At 40.1% G+C, this 23,851-nt stretch carries 18 protein-coding genes and 1 tRNA gene; 13 read left to right on the forward strand and 6 right to left on the reverse strand.

What is annotated here, in order from left to right; all coding sequences use genetic code 11:
* Window positions 1-194: 194 nt before the first annotated feature.
* The 7 genes from ACSHXM_RS14230 (at window position 195) to ACSHXM_RS14260 (ending at window position 11,378) form a co-directional block, all read left to right on the forward strand.
* Window positions 195-3,557, forward strand: a complete 3,363-nt coding sequence (locus ACSHXM_RS14230; protein WP_435689539.1) for a DUF1592 domain-containing protein — start codon at window positions 195-197, stop codon at window positions 3,555-3,557.
* 1 nt (window position 3,558) lies between these two features.
* On the forward strand, window positions 3,559-4,929 hold the full coding sequence (locus ACSHXM_RS14235) for a DUF1552 domain-containing protein (RefSeq protein WP_435689541.1): 1,371 nt from the start codon (window positions 3,559-3,561) through the stop codon (window positions 4,927-4,929).
* Window positions 4,930-5,018: 89 nt separating this feature from the next.
* Window positions 5,019-6,029, forward strand: a complete 1,011-nt coding sequence (locus ACSHXM_RS14240; protein WP_435689543.1) for a sialic acid TRAP transporter substrate-binding protein SiaP — start codon at window positions 5,019-5,021, stop codon at window positions 6,027-6,029.
* Window positions 6,004-6,573 carry a TRAP transporter small permease gene (locus ACSHXM_RS14245; protein WP_435689545.1) on the forward strand — a complete coding sequence of 190 codons (570 nt, stop codon included), beginning with the start codon at window positions 6,004-6,006 and terminating at the stop codon, window positions 6,571-6,573. Before ACSHXM_RS14240 ends, ACSHXM_RS14245 begins: the two co-directional genes overlap by 26 nt.
* Window positions 6,574-6,586: 13 nt before the next feature.
* Entirely contained in the window at window positions 6,587-7,867 is a 1,281-nt protein-coding gene (locus tag ACSHXM_RS14250) for a TRAP transporter large permease (RefSeq protein ID WP_435689547.1), read from the forward strand.
* A 497-nt stretch (window positions 7,868-8,364) separates the two neighbouring features.
* The gene (locus tag ACSHXM_RS14255) at window positions 8,365-10,728 is read left to right on the forward strand and encodes a TonB-dependent receptor plug domain-containing protein (protein ID WP_435689549.1); all 2,364 of its coding nucleotides are present in this window, start codon (window positions 8,365-8,367) and stop codon (window positions 10,726-10,728) included.
* 191 nt (window positions 10,729-10,919) lie between these two features.
* The gene (locus tag ACSHXM_RS14260) at window positions 10,920-11,378 is read left to right on the forward strand and encodes a hypothetical protein (RefSeq protein ID WP_435689551.1); all 459 of its coding nucleotides are present in this window, start codon (window positions 10,920-10,922) and stop codon (window positions 11,376-11,378) included.
* A gap of 55 nt (window positions 11,379-11,433) precedes the next feature.
* Here ACSHXM_RS14260 and ACSHXM_RS14265 read toward each other — a convergent pair whose 3' ends face one another.
* The 3 genes from ACSHXM_RS14265 to gloB form a co-directional block, all read right to left on the reverse strand.
* On the reverse strand, window positions 11,434-11,892 hold the full coding sequence (locus tag ACSHXM_RS14265) for a methyltransferase family protein (RefSeq protein ID WP_435689553.1): 459 nt from the start codon (window positions 11,890-11,892) through the stop codon (window positions 11,434-11,436).
* 27 nt (window positions 11,893-11,919) lie between these two features.
* Window positions 11,920-13,605 carry a LysM peptidoglycan-binding domain-containing protein gene (locus ACSHXM_RS14270; RefSeq protein ID WP_435689555.1) on the reverse strand — a complete coding sequence of 562 codons (1,686 nt, stop codon included), beginning with the start codon at window positions 13,603-13,605 and terminating at the stop codon, window positions 11,920-11,922.
* 106 nt (window positions 13,606-13,711) lie between these two features.
* Window positions 13,712-14,482, reverse strand: a complete 771-nt coding sequence (gene gloB / locus ACSHXM_RS14275; protein ID WP_435689557.1) for a hydroxyacylglutathione hydrolase — start codon at window positions 14,480-14,482, stop codon at window positions 13,712-13,714.
* 64 nt (window positions 14,483-14,546) lie between these two features.
* On the opposite strand from gloB, the gene ACSHXM_RS14280 reads away from it, so the two are divergent.
* The 3 genes from ACSHXM_RS14280 to ACSHXM_RS14290 all read left to right on the forward strand — a co-directional run bounded on the left by ACSHXM_RS14280 (window position 14,547) and on the right by ACSHXM_RS14290 (window position 17,025).
* Window positions 14,547-15,317, forward strand: coding sequence for a methyltransferase domain-containing protein (locus tag ACSHXM_RS14280; protein ID WP_435689559.1), 771 nt, complete (start codon window positions 14,547-14,549; stop codon window positions 15,315-15,317).
* Window positions 15,318-15,436: 119 nt separating this feature from the next.
* The gene (locus ACSHXM_RS14285; RefSeq protein WP_435689561.1) at window positions 15,437-15,778 is read left to right on the forward strand and encodes a YciI family protein; all 342 of its coding nucleotides are present in this window, start codon (window positions 15,437-15,439) and stop codon (window positions 15,776-15,778) included.
* Complete coding sequence (locus ACSHXM_RS14290; RefSeq protein WP_435689563.1) at window positions 15,775-17,025, forward strand: RNA polymerase sigma factor; 1,251 nt, start codon at window positions 15,775-15,777, stop codon at window positions 17,023-17,025. Before ACSHXM_RS14285 ends, ACSHXM_RS14290 begins: the two co-directional genes overlap by 4 nt.
* A gap of 50 nt (window positions 17,026-17,075) precedes the next feature.
* On the opposite strand, the gene metG is transcribed toward ACSHXM_RS14290, so the two are convergent.
* Complete coding sequence (metG, locus tag ACSHXM_RS14295) at window positions 17,076-19,142, reverse strand: methionine--tRNA ligase (protein WP_435689565.1); 2,067 nt, start codon at window positions 19,140-19,142, stop codon at window positions 17,076-17,078.
* Between the two features lie 259 nt (window positions 19,143-19,401).
* On the opposite strand from metG, the gene dcd reads away from it, so the two are divergent.
* Window positions 19,402-19,995 (forward strand): dCTP deaminase, encoded by a 594-nt coding sequence (dcd, locus tag ACSHXM_RS14300; RefSeq protein ID WP_435689567.1) that lies wholly within the window; start codon window positions 19,402-19,404, stop codon window positions 19,993-19,995.
* A gap of 701 nt (window positions 19,996-20,696) precedes the next feature.
* Here dcd and ACSHXM_RS14305 read toward each other — a convergent pair.
* Complete coding sequence (locus ACSHXM_RS14305; RefSeq protein WP_435689569.1) at window positions 20,697-21,506, reverse strand: hypothetical protein; 810 nt, start codon at window positions 21,504-21,506, stop codon at window positions 20,697-20,699.
* A gap of 479 nt (window positions 21,507-21,985) precedes the next feature.
* Between ACSHXM_RS14305 and ACSHXM_RS14310 the strand changes: the two genes are divergently transcribed.
* The gene (locus ACSHXM_RS14310) at window positions 21,986-22,501 is read left to right on the forward strand and encodes an adenylate kinase (RefSeq protein ID WP_435689571.1); all 516 of its coding nucleotides are present in this window, start codon (window positions 21,986-21,988) and stop codon (window positions 22,499-22,501) included.
* Between the two features lie 106 nt (window positions 22,502-22,607).
* Here the strand turns inward: ACSHXM_RS14310 and ACSHXM_RS14315 are convergent, their stop codons facing one another.
* The gene (locus ACSHXM_RS14315; RefSeq protein ID WP_435689573.1) at window positions 22,608-23,510 is read right to left on the reverse strand and encodes a hypothetical protein; all 903 of its coding nucleotides are present in this window, start codon (window positions 23,508-23,510) and stop codon (window positions 22,608-22,610) included.
* A gap of 182 nt (window positions 23,511-23,692) precedes the next feature.
* Between ACSHXM_RS14315 and ACSHXM_RS14320 the strand changes: the two genes are divergently transcribed.
* A tRNA-Pro gene (locus ACSHXM_RS14320) sits at window positions 23,693-23,769 on the forward strand.
* Window positions 23,770-23,851 lie beyond the last annotated feature (82 nt).

Below are 23,851 nucleotides of genomic sequence, written 5' to 3' on the forward strand. Positions count from 1 at the left end.
GAATAAGTCTTTATGGTTTATAAAGTGCAACAGCCCCCAGTTTTGAAATGTAAATTTCATGCAAACTGTTAACATCTTGTGTGGGTTTTGTTAAATTAGGTGGCAAATTTAAAATTCATGATTTATCTATAATTTCGTATCGATTGCTAGCCAAAGTACGTACTTGGTGAATTAGGTTTAAAAAGGAATGATCTTTGTTTGACAAACTACGTCAGCACACAATTTTATTGACCTGCATATTATCTTCTGTGGGTATTTTGTGCATTTTCTATGTCGCTCAATTTAATCCTCTAGTAGGCATTGAAGGTAGCGGGTTTTCGCGGTTTTTAGGAAGATTTCACCCTTTAGTTTTGCATTTTCCGGTGACTTGTTTAGTGCTGGTTGGTTTGTTTGAGTTGTTAGGTGCATATAAACCTACTGCGTATTTTAAAAAGTTGGTTGGGCCATTATTAACGTTTGCCGCATTAAGTGCCGTATTAACCGTTGTTTTAGGTTTGTTACTCGCTGCCAACGAAGGGCATCAAGGAGCATTGGTAGAGCGCCATAGACTATTCGGTATCTCGGTTGCAGTTTTGTCATGTATTGCTTTAGTTTTGTATGTTTTTGCTCAAAAGACGCTTTCAAAAATCACCTCTAATATTTATCGTCTTTGTTTGCTTTGCGCAATTGGCGTCATGAGTTTTGCTGCTCACGATGGTGGCGCTTTGGTACACGGACCTAAGTACTTAGCCGAACATTCTCCGCAATTATTGGTTCCGATTTTAACTAATCATTTACCGAGCAATACTCAAGATGAGTCAGCTATTACTGATAACGAACAAGCTGAACATACGTTTGTTTCGAAGGCGACTTTGGAGCATTTTGATTCTGATGTTGGCAAGTTTATTGATGGGTACTGTTTGCGATGTCATGGTGAAGGTAAACAAGAAGCCAATCTTCGTTTAGATCAAGTTGATCCGTCATTTTTAAAGTTTAATAGCCAGCATGTGTGGCAAAGAGTGTTAGGTGCCTTGGGCTCACATAACATGCCGCCTGAAGACTCAAAACAGCCATCTGATCGTCAACGTATGTTGGCGATTGATTGGATCCATACAGCGTTAGAAGAACATGCACATGCAAGACGCGCTGATATGGCTAACGCGCCACTAAGGCGGTTAAATAAACGTGAATTAAATAATACCTATCAAGATTTATTTAAGGTAGATGCAGACTTTGTGAGTCGTCTACCCAACGACCCAAAATCTGAACATGGGTATGACAATGATGCCGAGTTACTGATGGTGTCTATGTCTGACCTTAAATCCTACCACGGCATAGCTCGCCAAGCGGTAGAACGTTATGTGCAGTTTGGTAAACCGACGGATAAAACCGACAAATACTTTGTTGAAATGGAAGATGTGTATCACTTTGCGCGCAGTGAAGGACATTCTTTAGCCTATAAGCGTGCTGGCCAGCCGCTTTCTAAGCAAAAGATAGAAGCCATTAAAGCAAAACGGCAAACCCAAAAGCCCATCTTTCGGGATCGTCCATATGGTCCTTTGCCTTATGGTGATGTGCCTGCCGGAAAATCTAGCGCTGGGGAAGGGCGAGGCTTTGCCCGATTACACGAACAGTTTATGTTATTGCAAACCTATCAAACAGTAGGTGAAGTAGTGGTTAAGGTGCACGCTGCGGCAAAGACATCTGGAAAAAATGGTGACCACAGCTTACCAAGATTAAGGTTAGAGGCGGGCTGGCAAAATTCTCAAAGTTTACGGGTTAAAAACGTGGGGGAGTACGACATCACGGCGTCGTTGGATGATCCTCAAGTACTCGAATTCAGGTTTAGGTTAGAAGATATTATTGAACCTCATATGGCTAGGGGGGATTGGGATGGCAACAACAGATGGATTTTACTGGTACTTTCGAATGTAGCCCGCCACGAAAATGGAGTCTTTGCAGCCTCGATATACGGCCAATCTGATCTGACATTAGCCTCGGCGCCGAAAGTGAATAAGGTATTAGTGGACCAAACCAAACGGGCTGAAAAACAGCAAATTAAAGGATTGAAAATTTGGCAGGATAGTGGGGTGCCCACTTTGCATTTGGACGCGTTAGAAGCCAAAGTTATTCCAGTGAAAAGTGCTAGCGATACACCTTTCATCATTCAGTATGTGGGCAAAAATGCCGACATGGAGATACAAAAAAGCAGACTTAAAAAAGTGTTGACTGAGTTTCTTCCTAGAGTATTTAGAAAAGAGCAGATAGCTAAATCAGAATACAAGGTGTATTTGGATCTGTTTGTGAATTTACGCAAAAGTGGGTTGCCATTTACAGAAGCGGTGCGTGAAACGCTAGCTGCAGCGCTTATTTCACCCTCATTTTTATATATTGGCTTTAGCCAAAATGAACAAGAGAAAACGCTGGATCCTGTGGCTTATGGCAATCAATATTTAGCCTCTCGACTGTCTTATTATCTTTGGTCTTCTATGCCAGACAAAATTCTGAGGACTCTAGCCGCTGATAATAAGTTATCAGATCCAGCTGTTTTAGCCGAGCAAGTCAAACGTATGTTGGCCGATGACAAGGCTAAACGTTTTACCCAAGTATTCGCAAAGCAATGGTTACAACTGGCTAAGCTTAAGGATATTAGTATTTCAGATAATCACTATCCTGAGTATGGTTTAGAGTTAGGCCAGTTAATGTCTAATGAAAGTGTTTTAACTTTCCAAGATAATTTTCATCAAGATCGAGATGCGCGAGAGTTATATTTTTCAGAATATATGATGATTAATCAACAGTTGGCTAGAATATATCAAGTACCCAATATTGTTAGTGGTGATATCCAACGGGTTTATACTGGTGCGTCTGAAAAGCGTATGGGTTTGTTAACCCAAGCGAGTGTCTTAACTATGAACTCAGATGGCGAAGATTCTCATCCAATTAAACGGGGGGTGTGGATGTTAGAAAGATTGTTAAATGATCCGCCACCGCCACCGCCGCCGTCAGTACCTGAGTTAGACACCAATAATCCAGAGTTAGCAGGGTTGTCGTTAAAACAAAAAATTGAACAACACCGTGAATTGAGCGGCTGTTCTGGTTGCCATGAGAAAATAGATCCTTGGGGGTTATTAATGGAAAACTATGACGCGACAGGTATGTGGCGAACCCAAGTGAATACCTACGAAAAAATTGAGTTAGAAAAAGAACAAAGAAGACAGAAATCTAAACAAAATGAACTTAAACTATTCAATAACAAGTTCGACCTTAAAGTGATAAATACGGTTGCGGTGGATCCAAGTTCGGTATTACCAGATGGTAGCCAAGTCAATTCATTGGCTGATTTTTCGACTTATTTACAGAAAAACCGTGAAACACAGCTGATGAAAGCTATCGTTCATCATATGATGGTTTATGCTTTAGGTAGAGAATTGGATATTTTAGATGAACAAGAGTCTGAGGTTATATATTCTGCATTTAGGGCGTCTGGATATAAATTATCTGAACTGACTAAGGCTATTGTTCAAAGTGATGGTTTTACGAATAGAGCTCAACATATACAAAAAGAGGTGCATTAACATGGCCAAAAATGTAATTAATTTTAATCGGCGTACGTTTTTAAAGTCGGCTACGTCCTCTCTTTTGTTGCCTGCCTTACCCTCGATAGCCACTAGTTCTGCTAATACAGGGGGAAAACCTGGCGCTCAATCAGCAAGTAATAGTTCACCAAAACGATTGTGCTGTTTGTTTTTTGGCATGGGCGTGTCGTTACCGCCAGCCGATCATGTGGCCCACAAAGATTGGCAGTGGTTCCCCCATGAGTACGGAAAAGACTATACCTTCTCGAAATCAAATATTGCTCTAGCACCATTTAAGCAACAACTAAGTTTTTTATCTGGTTTGTCACACCCGCGTATTAGAGATATTTTTGCCCACTCAACCGGTGGTTACTTTTTGAGTGGCGCAGATCCATTGACACCAGCAGGTAACTCTATCTCTGCTGATCAGTTGCATGCAATGTATGCTGGCTCTCAAACTCGTTATCCTTATATTACAATGGGCTCTGAAGGAGGGCTAGGGGACTTCCGTCGACCTAATACCATGTCTTATGCAGGTAGTGGGCAACCGATCCCTTCAATGGGTTCACCTAGAGACGTCTTTAATGAGTTATATGGTGTGCCAAGCGGCGACAAACAATCAATTAAGCAAGCTTTCGGCAGAGATCGCTCTATTTTAGATGCAGTGTTACCTGATCTAAAACAATTGAATTCATCCATATCTACTGATGATAAATCAAGAATGGAACAATATCTCACTGCAGTTCGTTCATTAGAAACAAGATTGGAGCGTGCAGAAGAATGGCTTGATATCCCTAAACCTAAAGTCGATGAAAAGCAGTTTGTGTTAGACATTGATCCAATCCAGGATGGTCCAACACAGTTTATAGACAGTATGTATCAGCTGATCCATACTGCATTTTTAACCGATAGCACACGTACCGTAGCCTACCAAAAAGTTAAGGAATCACCAGGTGGTTTAGCTAATCGTTTTCCAGAAGCCATTGGTTTACCTAATCACCATGACATGTCCCATAGTTTTAATAAAGAAGGCGGCTACGAAAATTGGGGCACCTACGACGCTTATTTGACCGAACGATTTGCTGGATTTTTAAAACAAATGGCTGAAACAGATGACCCATACGCCGAAGGTTCTTTATTAGACAATACCATTGTTTTATACGGCTCAACTACGAGTACAGTACATAACCCAAGAAACTACCCCCTTATCGTAGCTGGAGGCAAAAACTTAGGGTTATCTCACGGGGCTCATCATAACTATGGTGAAGATATTCCGATGACGAATTTGTTATTAACTCTGCTACAGCAATTAGGTACGCCAGTTGACTCGTTTTCAGATAGTACCGGAACCTTGTCCGAAATATTAAGTTAGGCAAGAATGTATGACAATAAACAATTGACAAAGTGAGTCATTCGTAACAGGATCTGTTTACATAAAACTAAAATAATTAACATTTGCTTATGTCTTTTATTGGTTACTTTTCACTGAGACTCACTAGGTTTACCGCGTTAGCTCTTATTCTCTCTACTGTTTTTGGCTGCTTTTCTGTTTTGGCTAAACAGGATGTGAAACACCTCACTTGGGCTCACGTTTACGAAACCTCAGAACCGTTACATAAATGGGCTGTTTGGGCGGCTGAAGAAATTGAAAAACGTACCCAAGGACGCTACACCATAGATGTATTTCCTGTGTCGATAATGGGCAAAGAAGCTGAGCTAAATCAAAGTTTGAGCTTAGGTACGATCGATATTATCTACACAGGCACCAGTTTTGCTGCACAAAACTATCCTCCCATTGCCTTACCTGATTTACCCTATGTATTTAGAGATTACCAGCATTGGCAAAAGTTTAATGACAGTGATTTATTTGCTGAACTTGCCCAAGGGTACAAGCTTGCTTCACGTGGTAACCGCATAGTTGGCAATAATTATTATGGCCAGAGACATGTGACCTCGAACAAACCGATTAAAACACCAGAAGACATGCTCGACCTAAAACTGCGAGTTCCTAATGCATCCATATTTAAAATGTTTCCACTAGCTGTTGGCGCAAACCCTAGCCCTATTGCTTTTTCTGAGGTGTATTTAGCCCTACAACAAGGTGTAGTGGATGCCCAAGAAAATCCTTTGCCAACTATTAAAGCCAAGAAGTTCTACGAAGTGCAAAAATACATTAGTTTGACCGGGCATTTACAAGGCGCGGTGATTTCAGTGGCAAGCGACAGGTTGTGGAATATGTTGTCTGCAGCGGATAAAGATATTTTTAGCCAAGTGTTCAAACAAGCGGCAGCTAAAGTGTCGGCGGATACAAGACAGTCAGAGAAAGATTTGATTTCTTGGTTTGAAGAGCAAGGTGTCACCGTATTAACTCTGGATAGAAATGCGTTTCGCGAAAAAGTGCTACCAACCCATGTAGAAGCCAAACAAAGACTAGGAGCGGATTTGTATGACCGATTACAAAACATCAAATAACCCTGATGAGGCAGATGCCTTAGAGTTTGATATTGATGATAACGAGCCATTTTCTTATGCCGACTTTCGAATTGAAGATTGGGTGGCATTTGTACTGTTTTGGTTATTAGCCATTACCTTGTTTTCGCAGTTTTTAAGTCGTTATGTGTTTTCGTCACCATTGGGGTGGACGGAAGAATTAGCCCGGTATCAATTAGTGACCTTAGGTTTCATTGGTGCGTGTATGGGCGTACGTAAAAACACCCATATATTTGTGAGTTTGTTTCATCGCTGGATGCCTAAAAACTTGTCGACCAATATTTATCGTTTCATAGCCGTTTGTAATCTGGTGTTTTTAAGCTCTTTAGCGTTTTTTGCTTGGCAGATTATCCCTCTTATTGAGATCCACAAAATGGCTTCATTAGATGTATCAGTGAGTGTTTTATATAGCTTAGTGTTTGGCGGATTGGTGTTAATGATATTCCGTGCTATTCAACATCTCATTGGTATGTTCACTTCAAATCCGAATGCTATTGATGATAGCTCTCAAAACTCTTTAGATTAGGTCCAGTCGAATTATGGTTATTGCAATTTTATTAGTGTCATTGTTCGTAATGATTATATTGGGCTTTCCAGTTGCGTTTGCCTTGGCTGGCTCGGCTTTATTGGCGATTCTATATGATGGTCAAGTGCCCGAGTTAATCGTATTACACAGAATGGTAGGGGGCATGGATAGTTTTCCTTTATTGTCTATTCCATTCTTTGTGTTGGCTGGTGGATTAATGAATTCATCAGGTATCACAACGCGTATATTTAATTTTGCTAACGCTTTGGTTGGCTGGATGCGTGGTGGGTTAGGGCATGTGAATATTAGTGCTTCTATTATGTTTGCTGGTATGTCTGGGGCAGCTGTGGCTGATGCTGGAGGCTTAGGTGCCATCGAAGTAAAAGCTATGCGAAATAAAGGTTACGATGCAGGGTTTGCCGTGGGTATCACTGCAGCATCATCTACTATTGGACCGATTATTCCGCCCAGTTTACCTATGATCATATACGGTGTGATGGCTGGTGCCTCAATAGGCCAATTGTTTGCAGCTGGTTTTGTACCTGGATTATTGATGGCCATCGCCTTGATGGTCATGGTGGCTTATTACTCTAAAAAACGTAACTACCCAAAAGACGCAGGTTTTAGCCCAATACGTTTGGGTAATACCTTTAAATCTGCGTTTCTGTCTTTGATGACGCCTGTTATTATTATTGGTGGAATTTTGTTTGGCGTCTTCACTGCGACAGAAGCAGCCATAGCTGCTGCCGCATACTCACTGATCCTAGGCGGGCTCGTATATCGTTCGTTGAGTCTTAAAAAACTGGTAAAGGTGAGTATGGAAACCATAGAAACCACCAGTATTATTTTAATGATTATTGCTGGTGCTGCAATATTCTCTTGGGTGTTAACCAGCCAACATGTGACCGAAGACTTTACTCGCTGGATGTTAACCATAACCGACAACAAAACCTTATTGTTGTTAATGATTACCTTCATTTTGTTTGTGGTGGGTTGCTTTATGGAAACCATAGCTGCCATTACTATTTTAACGCCTGTTCTTTTGCCAATAGCAGTGAGCTTGGGAATTGATCCTGTTCATTTTGGCGTAGTGATGGTGCTTAATTTAATGATAGGTTTATTAACGCCTCCCGTGGGCATGGTGTTATATGTGTTATCTCGCGTAACTAAAGTGCCGTTTGAAGAGTGCGCTAAAGCCACCATTCCTTTCGTTATTCCTTTAGTGATTGTTTTATTATTAGTGACCTTTATTCCACAGTTATCTATGTGGTTACCACAATTGATTTATGGTTAAAATGAGTGCTTTATATTTTGGGCCTGTTGATCTTCACTGTATGATTTTACAGCGAGTTGGGCGATATTTATACAATAAAGCGCGATTGTGGTGTAGTTGTTCTACATGAATGAGTGCTGAAGCAGTAGAAATGCTGCCCAAACGCTGCCCAAAGGGTTCGTCCTAAACACTTTTAACTCTTTGTTGCTAATTTTTGACTTAGCCCGCCGCTTTTGGATAGGTAGCGCCTACAAACCAGCGCCGCGATTAAAAAGTGTTTAGTTAGAACAAAATTTATACAGCAAATATCAACAGGCCCTATGTAGTTGTTTGAATTTGTTACATTTTTAAATATCCGTACATGAGGTAAAGCTTTTTTCCTGAAAAAGATCTGATATGGTATCTTTTGTGTCTAGTTTACGTAGTAGAGTTCATCTTACTAGGTTATGGATTTTGTATCTGACACATGCATAAATTATTTAGCAAAAAAGATAGTATCAAGGACAAAGGGAAATAAAATGAAAACTAATAAAACACTTTTAGCTAGTGCTATTACTATGCTCTTTTCGAGCGTAGCCACTACACAAGTTGCCCTAGCACAAGACGCAGCACAAGAAGAATACGTAGAAAAAATAGCTGTTTTAGGAACACGTGGTACACCCAGAACAGTGACAGACTCGCCAGTCGCTATCGATGTGTTTTCGGCAGAAGAATTTACTGCAAATGGTAATACAGCAGATATTACAGATAACTTAAAAGCTTTAGTTCCATCCTTTACCGCAACTCCTGCTACTGGAGATGGTAGTGCATTTATTCGACCTACTTCTCTTCGAGGTATGGCCCCAGATCAAACCTTAGTGTTAGTAAATGGTAAACGTCGACACCGTTCGGCATTAGTACAATTTTTTGCACCAGCGGCCGGTAATGGTGCCCATGGTGTGGATATTGGTATGATCCCAAGTATTGCTTTAAAAAATGTTGAAGTATTGCGTGACGGCGCTGCAGCACAGTATGGTTCTGATGCCATCGCAGGTGTAATGAACTTCCAATTAAAAGATGACAGCGAAGGGGGCAGTGTTGTTGCTCAATTTGGAGAATTTTATGAAGGTGAACAAAGCTGGATCGTAGGCGCTAATGCTGGTTTTGAACTAGGTGCAAATGGGTTTATTAACTTAAGTCTTGAAACCAATGATAACGAAGCATTATCGCGCGGTGTACAACGTGCAGATGGACAAGCGTTAGTTGACGCGGGTGTTCCAGGTGTTGGTGCTGATTCACCTTTTGGTGACGAGCCATTCGTTCAATCTTGGGGACGTCCTGAGACCAGTGGTACTCGAGCCATGATTAACTCAGGGTACGATTTAGGCAAAGAAGGCGAATTGTATTTACACGGTGGATACGCAAGTACTGACGGCCGTTATCGTTTCTTCTACCGCAACCCTAGTCACAGCACTTTAACGGATGTTACAAGTTTACCGGCTGGTTATACGCCTTATTTAGATGGTGCGCAAAAAGACTCTAGCTTAGTAGCGGGTTGGAAAGGCGAAACAAGCAACGAGCTTAGCTATAACATCAGCATGGGTTTTGGTAAAAATGAACTGGCATATTTTCTAAATAATACGGTTAACCCTAGTTTGACCAATAATGGTGTACTTGGCCAACGTGATTTTGACATGGGTGGTTACGAACAAAAAGAAACTAACGTCAATGCCGATTTTGGTATGCCGCTTTCTAATGATATGTATTTAGGTTTTGGGGCTGAATGGCGTGAAGAAACCTTTAGCACGGTTGCTGGTGAAACTGCTGCGACGACAGGTTCTGGACCTAGCGGTATGACAGCTGTTACCCCTGCAGATGCAGGTGATTTCAGTCGAGACAACATGGCACTATACGCTGACTTAGAATACGATGTATCAGACGACTTGTTATTGCAAGGTGCATTACGTTATGAAGATTTTTCTGATTTTGGTGGCACACTAAACGGTAAAATTGCAGCGCGTTTCAATATTTCAGATGACTTGGTTATTCGTGGCGCCTATTCAACAGGTTTCCATGCGCCAACACCTGGACAAGCTAATGTCAGTACGATTATTACAACGTTTGACGGCAGTACAGGTTTACAAGTTGAAGAAGGGTTATTACCGGCTGATAAACCATTAGCAATTGCTAACGGTGCAAAACCTTTAAAAGAAGAAGAATCAACGAGTTTAAGTTTAGGTTTAACTTACAGTGGATTTAGCAAAGGTAATTTGTCTTTAGATTTCTATCAAACAGCTGTGGATGATCGTATTTATCGTACTGGTGATATTGCGCAACCAAACGGTGGTTCAGTGTCCTTCTTCACCAATGCGTTAGATGTAGAACATCAGGGAATAGATTTAGTTTATACCACCTCTATTGATTGGGATCTTGCAGAGACAAAGTTTGTTTTTGCCTACAACCACAATACCATTGAGGTAGTTGGTCAGTCACAAGTAAATGGTTTAACGCCAGTAAGTGATTCGGCGGTTGAAGACATTGAAAATAACTACCCAGAAAATCGCTTCGTGGCGACAACTGTTACTGATTTTGCAGATGATTATCAGTTTATGTTACGTGCGAACTACTATGGCGAGCATTATGATGAACGTGGCACAATAGGCGCTGCGACTTCTCCCTCTGCTAAGATTGATCCAATATTCTATATTGATATGGAGCTAAACTACTTTGCCACACAAGACCTAACCTTAACGGCTGGTGTATCGAATATATTTGATACTTATGTTGACGAGATTGGCGCTCCTTATGCAAACCGTATGAGTGTTGGCTTACAATACCCTCGTAGAACGCCAGCAAACTACGAAGGCGGTTCTTGGTATTTACGTGCTAAATATCAGTTCTAAATTCATCTAGAAGAATCCCATACCAAAAGGGTAAAGAAGCGATTCTTTGCCCTTTTTTATTCAAAAAGTTATTTCCTTATTTGCTGCACATTTGTGTGTTTTACTTATTTTTGTACCATGGTGAGTAACTCCGTGTGGGGACGCCAGTTATTCAATGTTGTTACTAAATTATTAAATAATGAGGACATAAAATGATTGATTCAATTGGTGCTAATGGAGGAATGCCTCCACCGCCTAGAAGTGGTGGTCAGCGAAGTTTAACAGACGAGCAAACAACTTTAATTGAAGAAACGTTAGCGAACTATAATGCAGATAATCTGACAGAAGCTGATGCAGCGAGCATTGTTGAGGCATTTTCTGAAGCAGGTATTGCGCCAAGTAGTTCATTTGCCGATAAACTCGCAGAAGTAGGATTTGATGCTCGAGAAATAGGTGATTTAGCCAAAGCATCAGGAACTGAAGTGGGACAACGACCGCCGCCTCCACCAGAAGGTGGACAAAATTTAGATCTTACATCGGCAGTGGATTACCTTGAAACACTGTTTGATGAAAAAGATGAATCGCAAAGTGATAATGCTAGTATCACTGCTAAACTGGCTGAAAAATTTGGCTTGGTTGAAGGTGAGTCTTTAGTCAGTATCACTGTGTAAAAATTTGAATAGAGACCTAAATGTCAGATTTTTCGGTCTTTTTAGCGCTGTCCTTTTAAAGCCAGCGCCGTACTTTCTTTTTATATTCGACATATTCTTGGGAAAATATGCGTTCAATCATTATTTCTTCTGGTTTGATTTGAAACGAATTCATATACCAGACAAAAAAACAAAGCAAAAATATGGAAAAGAATGTTTGTACATATAAGACACCTGCCAACAAAATAAATGCCATACCTAAGTACATAGGATTACGGGTGACACGATAGATCCCTTGGCTAACTAATTGCGATGCTTGTTCTGGCTTAGTTGGATTAACCGTTGTTTTAGCTCGTTTAAACTCCAAGACTCCAGCGAAAATTATGATTACGCTCACCACAAAGCTTATCCATGCTGCCCAAGTGGGGAAGGCTGGTAAGTGAATAATTTCTGGCAGGAATGTTGTGGCATAAACCAAAATCAAACAAAATAACAACACAATTACGGGAGGTACTTTTAGTTCTAACTTGTGCACTTTAGCCTCCCATAAATTGTTTGAGTTCTAAGTTCTGGTAACGTCTACGTAGATTTTTAGTTTTTGCCCAGGTTGTAAATATTTCTTTAACTTACTTTGGTTCCATTTTTGTAAGTCTTTAACCTTTACTTTAAATTTACCGGCTATGCGAGCTAAAGAGTCTCCGTTTCTTACCGTATAGGTCAGTGTTCGCATAACGCCGTCTTGGCTTGGTACGTTAGCAGTTGTTTTAGTGGAGGCTTTATTCAACCAAATTACTAGCTCTTTACCTGGTCTTAACGTATCGGTTGGTGCCATGCCATTCCATTTGGCTAAACTTCTTAGATTAACTTTGTATTCACGACTAATATCCCAAAATGTGTCACCGCTTTTCACTTTATGTTTTAGTTGGTAGGCGCCACTTTTTTTAGATTGCACTTTAGCTAGACGTTGCTCTTGAGATAAAGAATAAGAGTCTAACGATTTTAGCGCTACTGGCACTAAAAGGTGATCATTCACACGTATCATGTTGCCTTTTAACTTGTTAACTTTAGTGATGATATCTGTGGTTGTATGATATTTTTTAGCCAATTTTATCAGGCTGTCACCACTTTTTACTTTATGTCTTACCCAATTTAGTCGTTGTTTATTGTCTGTTTTAGCCAGCGCTGCTTCAAAGGTCACTACTTTGTCTATAGGGATTAATAACCTATGTGGGCCATTTGGATCCGTTGCCCATCTATTAAAACCAGGGTTGAGTGCATGTAATTCTTTGACTGTAAGGTTTGCCATATCTGCGGCTAATGCAAGGTCGATTTGTGAACCAATTTGGACCTCTTGGGTTAATGGCACGTTGTCAATAATTGGCCATGCAAAATTGTATTTGTCACTATTGGCGAGTATGTCGGCTAAGGCTAATAATTTAGGTACGTAGGCTTCGGTTTCTCGTGGTAAATCTAAAGACCAAAAGTCCGTTTTTTTACCTAACTTTTTATTCTTTCTGATCGATCTTTGCACTCGGCCTTCACCGCTATTGTATGCGGCTAACGCGTGAAGCCAATCTCCGTCATACATTTTTAATAAATAATTGAGGAAATCAATAGCACCCTGAGTTGAGGCCATTACGTCTCTGCGGCCGTCATACCACCAGGTTTGTTTCATGCCAAAACGAGTGGCCGTTGAAGGTATGAATTGCCACATACCAGCCGCTCTGCCGTGTGAATAAGCAAAGGGATCAAATGCACTTTCAACAATTGGCAACAGAGCCAGTTCTAAAGGCATGTTTTGCTGTTCCAATTTTTCAATGATTAAATACAGGAAAGGTTTGGCCCGTTTAGCCACACGTTGCATATATTCAGGGTGTTTTAGATACCAATTACGTTGAGCCCTAATGCGCTTATTGTCTTGAAATTTAAAACTTAACTGGCTTTGTACACGGGTCCAAAGATCTTTAATTTCTTCTTCTTCGGCGGCTTCAATAATTTGTTCAGGAACAGTGACTGCGACTTCAATAGGCTCTACAGGATGGGATATCGGAAATGTACCTTCGTTTACTGTGTCACAGGTGAGTGCTTGTTCTGCATGATCTTCTGATTCTGAACAGCTTACTGTTGCAGGTGATTCAGCGGTTAACTCATTAGACTCAATCGAATGACTGTCAGTCAGATTTTGGGTGCTTTCGCAGGCTGAAATAAGGCCTGCCAGTAGTAGAATAGCTAGAGAATGAATACGCAACGTTTTACCCTTGAATTTATTATTATATTTAATTTGTAATACGGCACAATTTACCTGAGTAACCCGTGCTTTTATTATTTTTTTGATTATCGCTACATTCTACGGATTAAAAATTATCTTTCCACTTTCTTAGTGCTGTAAACACATCTTGCTCAGAATTTAGTTTTTGATTGGCGTTTTGTTCAACACCTTGAACTACTTCGGTTTGATTACAACGTAAGAATGGATTAACAGCTAACTCATTGGCCAAGCTTGAGGGGAGGGTTGCTTGACCTTGTTGCCTTTGCTTTTCAGCCCACAGCTTATAGGCCGCTAAATCTTTATTGTTTGGTTCAACCGCTTGTGCAAAGGTAATGTTTGCTAATGTATATTCATGGGTACAATATATTTTAGTTTGTGCTGGCAGTTCATTTAATTTGCTTAACGAGTTAAACATTTGTTCAGGTGAGCCTTCAAAAAGTCGCCCGCATCCTACTGAAAATAAGGTGTCTCCACAAAATAAACCAACCTCTGAGTAGTAGGCAATGTGATCTAAGGTATGGCCGGGTACCTCTAAAATAGACAGGTTTAGGTCTAATTGACGAATATTAAGTGATTGTCCTTCAACTAATGTTTGTGTCACTTGCGATATTTTGTGGCTGTTAGGCCCGTAAATTGACAGTTGAGGGTTTATTCTTATTAACGAGTCTAAACCGTCGGTGTGATCCCAGTGATGATGAGTAATTAATACGCCGCAAAGTGTTAGGTTATGAGTATGACAAAACTCGAGTACAGGCCCCGCATCACCTGGGTCGACCACAATACAGAATTCTTGGTTATGAACACACCAAATATAGTTGTCGTTGAACGCTTTAATAGCAAAGACTTGTAAAGACACCTTTGTACTCCTAATTACAGCAGGTTACATGAAATGTTATCAATATTAGATTACCATATCATCTATGAAATCTGCCTTAACTAAAAATTCTTTACCCACACCAGAGTCTTGGCAAGAGTTGCCTCTTGGTGAAGAGGTACGTGCATTAATCGAAAGTGAACTAACAGAAATCAGCCGAAAGTTTTTTGGTTATCATTTGGTACGTTTAGGACATTTGAGTAGCCAGTTAGAGTTAAGCGCTTGCCCGATTAAACACAAGGTGAACCTTTTTTCTAAAATGAAGGAGGGAAGTAACTTAATTGCTAAGTCAACGGCGTTACCTTTAGCAGAAAATAGCGTAGATACCTTTGTATTGGCCAATGAATTAGATTTTACCCACGATCCTCATCAGATATTGCGAGAAGTTGATCGAGCGATTATTCCAAACGGCCATTTAGTGTTAACCGGTTTTAATCCTTTTAGTCTTTGTGGATTGTTTAAATATTTACCTTTTAACCAATCTAACATTCTGCACCAGGCTCGATTTTTTTCATGTAACCGAATTAAAGATTGGTTACAGCTATTGGGCTTTGAAGTCATTGAAACCAAACACCTGTTGTTTAATGAATTATTTTTACAAAGGCGTTTACACGAGACTTCAAAGTGGAACTCCTGGAGTGCTAAAAATCTTGGATATTTATCTAGTATGTACTTAATTGTGGCTAAAAAACGTGAAGTCCCACTGTCTATGATAAAACCTAAGTGGAAACAAACGAAGCGAAAATTCTCTACTGTCGGTGCTAGTGCGCGAACTGGATTTTTACAAAAAGACACTCAAAGCCATAAAAGAACTTAGCCCTTATCCTATTTTTCTATAATTAAATTTTATTAAGTGTCCAATTTGCAAATGCTCATGCGTCTTTATAGTATCGGCAGAACTTAGTCTGCCCGATCAACCTTTTTAAGGAACGAAAAATGAGCAATAAAAAATACATGTGCATATTACGAAGTGAATCTGGTGGTTGCGAAAAACCTTCACCTTCAGATATGGAAGCTATGTATGCAAAGTATCAAGCTTGGCAGGACAAATTCGCCGACAATATCTTAGATATGGGCGGAGCTTTGTCGTCAGAAGGAGCAACTGTTAGAGCTGATGGGGTGAAAGATGGCCCATTTATCGAGCTTAAAGAAGTTGTTGGTGGTTACATGTTGTTAACGGCTTCATCGTTAGATGAAGCAATTACAGTGATTCAAGCTAGTCCTATGGTACAAAACCCCTCCACTAGCTTAGAGTTAAGAGAAATTAATACCCCTTGATCCAACAACCGCAACTAGAGCATATATTTCGCCACGAGTACGGTCCACTCGTGGCGTCTTTAGTACGTAAAACGGGGATTGAGCATATTGAATTGGTTGAGGATGCTATTCAATGGTCCCTTAGTCAGGCTCTTTTACATTGGACTCATAAGGCCCCTAAGCAACCATCAGCATGGTTATATACGGTTGCCTTAAGACATTTATTGTCCCATTTTAGAAATGAATCTAGAAGGCAAACTCTGCTTACAAACTACAATGATTTAGATGATATTTCTCATAACCAACTTGACCATATTTCTTTGTCAGGCGAGTTACAAGATTCTTTGTTACGCATGTTGTTTGTTACATGTCATCCAGACATCCCAGTGGAGTCACAGCTGGTATTTACACTTAAAAGTTTATGTGGGTTTAGCACAGCTGAAATAGCCAATCGGTTGTTTATTTCGTCTGCCAATACACATAAACGTTATACGCGGGCTAAGAATAGTTTACAGCAACATTCTCTAGAGCTAGAAAACCTTAACAATGCAGACATGGTGGTTCGTTTGCCGTCTGTCCAAAAAGTATTGTATTTGCTTTTTACAGAGGGGTATTTTTCATCTCACCCTGATTTTTTGATAAGGCGTGACTTATGCGAAGAAGCTTTACGATTAACAATAATGTTGGCAAAAAGTCATTTAGGTAATACACCAGAAACCAATGCCTTAATAGCATTAATGTTGTTTAATTTAGCCCGGTTTAACGCTCGCGAAGATAGTACTGGGTTTACCTTATTGGCGGAACAAAATAGACATAATTGGGATCATCCTCAAATCGCTCTAGGGTTAACCTATTTAAACAATTCCGCAGTAGGGAAGCAGGTAACTCGTTATCATTTGGAAGCAAGTATTGCTGCCGAACACTGTATGGCTAGTAGTTTTGAGAATACCAAGTGGCAGCGCATAGTGCATAACTATCAGCTATTACTAGCGTTATCACCGTCTCCGTTTTATACCCTTAATCAAGCGGTTGCGATCGCTGAATGGCGATCACCCGAAGAAGGCCTAGCTCTTTTAGACAAAGCCGCTATGCCTGATTGGTTTGTTCATTCTTATGGGTGGTATTTAGTTTTGGCTGATTTACAGTTTCGATGTGGACAGAAAGAAGACGCTATACAAAATGCTAAACAAGCATTGGCAAGCGCCCCAAGTGAACACATTAAAGATATGGCCTTTAAAAGGTTGAGCAAATATACCGAGTTAACATAACCTTAGCCGTTATCGTGTTTTCTCAGTATATTGTTACCTTGGACGGTTGTTTACTTAACCTTCATACCTGGCTGTGCGCCTTCTTCTGGATTGAGTATCCACAAGTCTTCACCACCAGGCCCTGCAGCTAATACCATACCTTCTGACATGCCAAAGCGCATTTTACGTGGAGCTAGGTTAGCCACCATTACCGTTAACTTACCTTCTAAGTCTTCCGGTTGATAAGCCGATTTAATACCGGCAAACACTTGGCGACTTTCACCACCTAGATCTAACTCTAAACGTAATAGTTTATCGGCTTTTTCAACATGTTCAGCTTTGGCTATACGGGCAATACGTAAATCGATTTTGGCAAAATCTTCAAAACTAATAGTTTCGCCAATAGGATCTTTAGCCAAAGGGCTGTTTGGATCAATTTGAGCTGTTTGTTGTTCTGAGTTTGAATCAAGAGCCTCTAGGTTTTCTTTAGAGTCTTCGACCATAGCGTTAACTTTATCCATATCTACTCTTTGCATTAAGGCTTTAAACTTATTGATTGCATGGTCGGTTAATACTGTTTGTGAACTTTCCCAAGTTAACTGATCATTCAAAAATACTTCTGATTGCTGCGTAAGGGTAGGTACAACAGGTTTTAAATAGGTCACTAGGATCCTAAATAGGTTGATACCTAACGAACATACATCATGGGTAAACTCTTGTTTGTTTTCGTCTTTAATCGTAACCCAAGGCGCGTTAGCGTCTATGAATTGATTCGCTTTGTCTGCTAAAGCCATTATCTCGCGAATAGCACGACTAAATTGACGCTTTTCAAAGGCATCAGCAATCGAAGATTCTGCTTGTTGAAATTCAGCAACCAATTCTGGCTCTAGGACATTGTTAGACAACTTACCGTCAAAACGTTTAGTAATAAAGCTGGCACATCGGCTGGCAATATTCACTACCTTACCGACTAAATCAGAGTTAACTTTTTGCGCAAAGTCTTCAAAGTTCAGGTCAATGTCGGTAACCGCATCGCTTGATTTTGATGCAAAGTAATAACGTAAATATTCAGGGTTTAAGTGATCTAAATACGTGCGGCCTTTAATAAAGGTGCCTTTAGATTTAGACATTTTTGCACCGTTTACCGTAACAAAGCCATGTACGTTTACACCGGTTGGTTTTCTGAAACCAGCGCCTTCTAACATGGCTGGCCAAAACAAACAGTGGAAATAAGTAATGTCTTTGCCAATAAAGTGGTAAAGCTCGGCGTCTGAGTCTTTAGCCCAAAACTCATCGAAATCTAAGCCTTCAGTTTTGTCACATAGGTTTTTAAAGCTGGCCATGTAACCCACAGGCGCATCTACCCATACATAAAAGAATTTGCCTGGCGCGTTAGGTATTTCAAAACCGAAATAAGGGGCATCACGGCTAATATCCCACTGCTGCATGCCTTCTTCGAACCATTCTTTAAGTTTGTTGGCAATTTCTGGTTGAATAGCACCACTTTGTAACCAAGTTTCCAACATGTCTTGGAATTGCGGTAAATCGAAGAAATAATGTTCTGAATCACGTAAAACGGGTTCTGCACCAGATACCACTGACTTAGGATTTTTTAATTCGGTTGGGTCGTAGGTTGCACTACATACATCACAGCTATCGCCATTTTGATCTTCTGCACCACATTTAGGGCAAGTACCTTTAACAAAACGGTCTGGTAAAAACATGTTCTTTTCAGGATCATATAATTGGCTAATGGTTCTTTGACTAATAAACCCTGCGTCATTCAAACGGTTGTAAACCAGTTCACACAACTCTTTGTTTTCGTCAGAGTGAGTGATGTGGTAGTTGTCGTAATTGACATTAAAGTCAACCAAATCTTGGTGATGTTCAGCTCTGGTGTCTTCTACCATTTTCTCTGGTGATATACCTAACTGTTGTGCTTTTAACATCACAGGTGTGCCATGGGCATCATCTGCACAAACACTAAAACATTGATGTCCACGCATGCGTTGGAAACGCGTCCAAATATCGGTTTGAATATGCTCTAAAAGATGACCTAAATGGATTGAACCATTGGCGTAGGGTAGGGCACTGGTGACTAAAATCTTGCGTGACTGTGTATTGGCTGGTTGCGACATCGTATTGTTTGATTGACTGGTTATTAAAAAAGGGCGCAAATAGTAGCGAAAAACGGCCTTCATTGCATTACGAAAATAACCTTAAGCCAACAAAAATAGTAGTAAACCCAGTAATTTGTGTGAAACATTACAAATTAAACCGCTAGGACTGACATAACTTGCTTGGTTAAGCTCGACAATTAGTCCCACACACTGCAAAATACGCCTACTTTTTTCGGTGTATCAGCCGAACATACCTAGTAATGAATGAGCAACCACTATGCGCCTATGTGACAAAGACATTTACCAGAATATTCTAGACGGTAATATTAAAATATCTCCCCAGCCTGCCTATGAAGAAATTAGTGGGGTGACAGTTGATATGCGCTTAGGTAACAAGTTTCGAGTTTTTGAAAGTCATAGCGCTCCCTATATTGATTTAAGTGGGCCAAAAGCCGAGGTGCAAGCCGCGCTAAATGACGTCATGAGTGATGAAATTGAAATTGCTGATGATAAAGCCTTTTTTCTTCATCCCGGCGAACTGGCGTTAGCGGTTACTCTAGAGTCAGTGACTTTGCCGGCTAATATTGTAGGCTGGTTAGATGGACGTTCGTCATTAGCTCGTTTAGGCTTAATGGTACATGTGACAGCCCACAGAATTGATCCAGGTTGGTCAGGTAACATTGTCTTAGAATTTTTTAATAGTGGTAAGTTACCTTTGGCTTTACGACCTGGAATGAAAATAGGGGCTTTGAGTTTTGAAGTGTTGTCAGGTCATGCAGATAAACCATACAACGCCCGCATTGACGCTAAATACAAAAACCAAGAAGGCGCAATAGCGAGTCGTATTAGTGCTGACGATAAATCGTCATAGGATTTTTGTTTTTTAAGAGTATGCGCTGGGCTTGTTTATGTGCTGCGCACGCTATGCGCTTTGCTTATCAAGCATGTGCTGGGCACATTATGCGCTTTGCTTATCAAGCATGCGCTTCGCGCACGGGGCATGGCTTCGCCACAAAGATTATTCACTTTGTTCACCGCAATCCATTGCGGGTTTTCAAACCTCATCCATGAGGCTCGACTGACTTTTCTTCAACAGCCAAGAAAAGTAAGCAAAAGATGCCGTGCTCCAGACAAATTCCTATGGCATAAAATTAATGACTTCTGTGTCAGACTGGCAATAAGCCGCTCCCAGCTATAAAAGATTGCCTTGTCCAGATGTCCATATCTGGCCATCTGACAAGCCAATAATTTGATGGGGAATTTATAGTCGCGACAAAATCAAAAGCTTGGCTGCGCCACTAAAACCATTAGCTAGAAGTTAGTAAATAGATTGTCGTAAAAGCAAAATATTAATACTGATGTTTGTCGTTAAGGTATGAATAAACTTTAAAGGAGCAGCAAGGCCTAAGTCGTTGGTGTTGGTTTGTGCAGACAAGGTAGCAAAACATAAAGAAGCAGATACTGCAGCGGCAAGGATTTTTCTATTTAACAGGACGACACCTTTAACAAAATGAACGACAAACGCTTTAAACGATTTGTCGTAGTTTGCTTTAAGGTGTTGGAGAGTTGGGTTTAGTTTGGGTTAGGGATGTATCGTTTCGGTTCTAAACTATCTAGCAGCATATGTACATCGCGCGTAATTCGTTGCAACTCTATAAATTTTTCATCATCTAAAGAAGGGTCGTTAAGCTGGTAAAAGCCTGTCAAAACAATAGATATTTGTTCAAGTTTATCTGCAATAAAATTGAATTGTCCGTTGAAGTAATCCCAAGATAAATTATATTGCCTGATGGTTACAAGTTCATTCAAAATCGCTTCGTAGCATTTAATACTAACAATGGTTACCCTTGTAATAGGCGCTATATTCTTCAACAAAAAGTTGGGATTGTGTCCTTTGTGGGCAGGACTCTCAGTAACATGCACTAGCAATAATTGTTCAATTGATACCAATTGGCTACCAAAAACGGTAATTTGTTTTGTATGGTAAAGCTGCTGCACTGAATTAATTAGTAAATCCCAATTTGCATTAATGCGATTTACTAAACTTAATTGTTTTTCTTGGTACAAATTATCTCTATGAAGTTCTTTGGTTTCTCTAAACTCTGTCGTGGCGGCTGATAACTCTTTTTGTTGAATATGTATTGACCAAACTAAAAGACAAACGGTAGTAAAAGTTAAAATAGGATTAAGCAAGCCACCAATGAAATCGCCAATGGTGCCTAAATCAGCTTTGGTGTATTGGTTAGTCGTGGCAGATAAATCTCCTGGGGCCGACATGTGGCTCATGATTAATACAAACAAACCCATAATCACAATAAGAAATAAAACAGCGTAAAAAAGTACTTTTCCTGCTGTGATGGTATTTTTTGATTGCACTTCCATTTTTACTACCTGTAATCCCTGTTTAAATCTTTTCAGATTCGTTTAAATACTTTTTAGTTGAGCCAATGTATCAGATAACCATAAAAATTCTATAGCGGACGATACAGCAGACTAACAACCATACTAACAAGACATCCTTGATAATTTTTTGATTTTTGCTCCTAGCTTGCATCTTGTGGTGTTTTTTTTAAGTGTGTTTCTACTTACTTTTACTACTTTCTTCTGCTCCATTCTGATTCACTCTGCTCCACCTTGCTTACTCTGCGCAAGCAGCTACATCAGACTTTCGGTTGACATTGCGTTGTTCTTTTTGAAGAATGGAAGTATGAATTTAAATCTTACCCACAATATTTCTCGAATTATCATCATTCCATAGGAATGGTGGGAGTTTTGATGCGTCTGTAATTTATCAAACCCACCCCATAAAGGTGGGTTTCTTGTTTCTACCTTATGGGAATAATTCTTTTTAAGGAGGCAGTATGAATAAAATAGCCGTTTTTGGAAAACCGGGAAGCGGAAAGTCTACGTTAAGCAAAGCGTTAGCGACTGCAACAGGTATAAAACTGCACCAACTAGATTCGATCGTGTACAAAAAGAATGGGGAGCTGGTCGATCGTAGTTCATTCGATGAAGCACATATGGAAATCTTATCGTCTGAAAGTTGGGTTATTGATGGATTTGGACCAATAAGTTCATTTAACCAACGTCTGGAAGCAGCTGATACATTGGTTTACGTTGATCTGCCATACATAACAAGCTACTGGTTTGTGACTAAGAGACTACTTAAAGGACTTTTTGTCAAACCTGAGGGGTGGCCTGATGGCAGCTCAGTTTTAAAAGGTACTCTTGAGAGTTATAAGGTTCTGAGGCTGTGTCCAAAATTTTGGAATGATGATTTTGTCGGCAGATTAGAAGCGATGTCAGCTGAAAAATCATTATATATAGTTAAGTCGGTTGCAGAGCTAAATAGCTTTGCACATCGAAATATAAAATAAATGCATATATCAAGGCCTTGAAAATACTATGGGAGTGGTAAACCGCCGGTCTTCAAAATTTTTACATAGACAGCCTTTGTGAACCTAATATTTATCGGCGAAATTTCTAAAGTTTTACTTCGTTGATCGTGCCTGCCAACATATCTGGCAACAATAAACGTTTGTTGTCTTCGTCCAAATAAAAATCTGCAGCAGAACGAAGGCCTTCGATTAATACTGTTGATTTCAAGGTTTTGCCGTTTATTTTCCAAGCTTTGGCTTGTGTCCAACTAGACAAATAATAGTGGCCGTCATTGCCTTGTTCTATGGCATCCGCGCCTCTGAATAGCTTGCTTAGTAATGTTAATTTTTTATCTTTTACCGTGAATAAGTTTCCGGTAAAAAAGTCGCTTATTAGTAATTCGCCATTATTTGCCACCCCCACACCATTTGGGTTTAACATGTCTCGGCTAGGGCCAATATGTTCACTGACTTTGCCAGATAAGCTGATGTAATAAACTCGGCCTTTAGCTGGTACTTGTTTGGCTTTTTCACTGCCTAAGGGCCATAAGTTACCTGATTCATCTCGCATATAAGTTACTGCGCCCATTTCGGTGACGTACAATCCTGTACCATCTGGACTTGCTACAATGTCATTCAAATAAAGGGTTTTATGGGGGAAGTCTTTGGATGCAGCAAATACCACTGCATTACCTTGCTGGTCTATCTTCCATATCTTGGTTAAGTCGGTGACATATAAATGATTGCCAATAAAAGTAAGACCTTTAGGCTCGTCAAATCCGGTCGCAAATGTAGAAATCTTTCCATGAACGTCTAGCCTTACAATAACCCCATCTTTAGGCTGCTTTTTATTCATCACACTGACAAAGTAATCGCCATCAAAGGCTTTGATAATACTCTCAGGCCTTTCACCTATGTCTACAGGAAAAGTAATCTGCCCATGAGACAGTCCAGAAATACACAATAGAGTGAAACAGAAAAATAAGCTTTTAGATATTTTGGTTAACACAATGAAGATCCGTTTTTATGTTGGAATACTTAGCTTGCCAAATTATGTGTAAAATTCAACCAAAACTTCTCAGAATAAAGCCCAAGTCTAAACAAAATTGTTTAACAAATGGCCAATTGATTATGCAAATTGGATTATCCATTGCAAAGCAAGTAAAAATAAGTAAACTGCCCAGCTTGAGTCGGTGTGTAGCGCAGCTTGGTAGCGCACTTCGCTGGGGGCGAAGGGGTCGTAGGTTCGAATCCTATCACACCGACCAATTATCTATTTGTTCTTGTTTATCCTGAATATGCAATTCACACCTAAACCCAAATGAACCGAAGACATGGGCGCGAAGCGGT

It is taken from the genome of Paraglaciecola sp., from assembly GCF_051252315.1.
Taxonomy (GTDB): domain Bacteria; phylum Pseudomonadota; class Gammaproteobacteria; order Enterobacterales; family Alteromonadaceae; genus Paraglaciecola.

Coding starts and splice junctions, on each gene's coding strand:
- ACSHXM_RS14235 (WP_435689541.1), top strand. CDS start 3,559: ATGGCCAAAAATGTAATTAATTTTAATCGGCGTACGTTTTTAAAGTCG.
- ACSHXM_RS14240 (WP_435689543.1), top strand. CDS start 5,019: ATGTCTTTTATTGGTTACTTTTCACTGAGACTCACTAGGTTTACCGCG.
- ACSHXM_RS14245 (WP_435689545.1), top strand. CDS start 6,004: ATGACCGATTACAAAACATCAAATAACCCTGATGAGGCAGATGCCTTA.
- ACSHXM_RS14250 (WP_435689547.1), top strand. CDS start 6,587: ATGGTTATTGCAATTTTATTAGTGTCATTGTTCGTAATGATTATATTG.
- ACSHXM_RS14255 (WP_435689549.1), top strand. CDS start 8,365: ATGAAAACTAATAAAACACTTTTAGCTAGTGCTATTACTATGCTCTTT.
- ACSHXM_RS14260 (WP_435689551.1), top strand. CDS start 10,920: ATGATTGATTCAATTGGTGCTAATGGAGGAATGCCTCCACCGCCTAGA.
- ACSHXM_RS14280 (WP_435689559.1), top strand. CDS start 14,547: ATGAAATCTGCCTTAACTAAAAATTCTTTACCCACACCAGAGTCTTGG.
- ACSHXM_RS14285 (WP_435689561.1), top strand. CDS start 15,437: ATGAGCAATAAAAAATACATGTGCATATTACGAAGTGAATCTGGTGGT.
- metG (WP_435689565.1), bottom strand. CDS start 19,142: ATGTCGCAACCAGCCAATACACAGTCACGCAAGATTTTAGTCACCAGT.
- dcd (WP_435689567.1), top strand. CDS start 19,402: ATGCGCCTATGTGACAAAGACATTTACCAGAATATTCTAGACGGTAAT.
- ACSHXM_RS14305 (WP_435689569.1), bottom strand. CDS start 21,506: ATGGAAGTGCAATCAAAAAATACCATCACAGCAGGAAAAGTACTTTTT.
- ACSHXM_RS14310 (WP_435689571.1), top strand. CDS start 21,986: ATGAATAAAATAGCCGTTTTTGGAAAACCGGGAAGCGGAAAGTCTACG.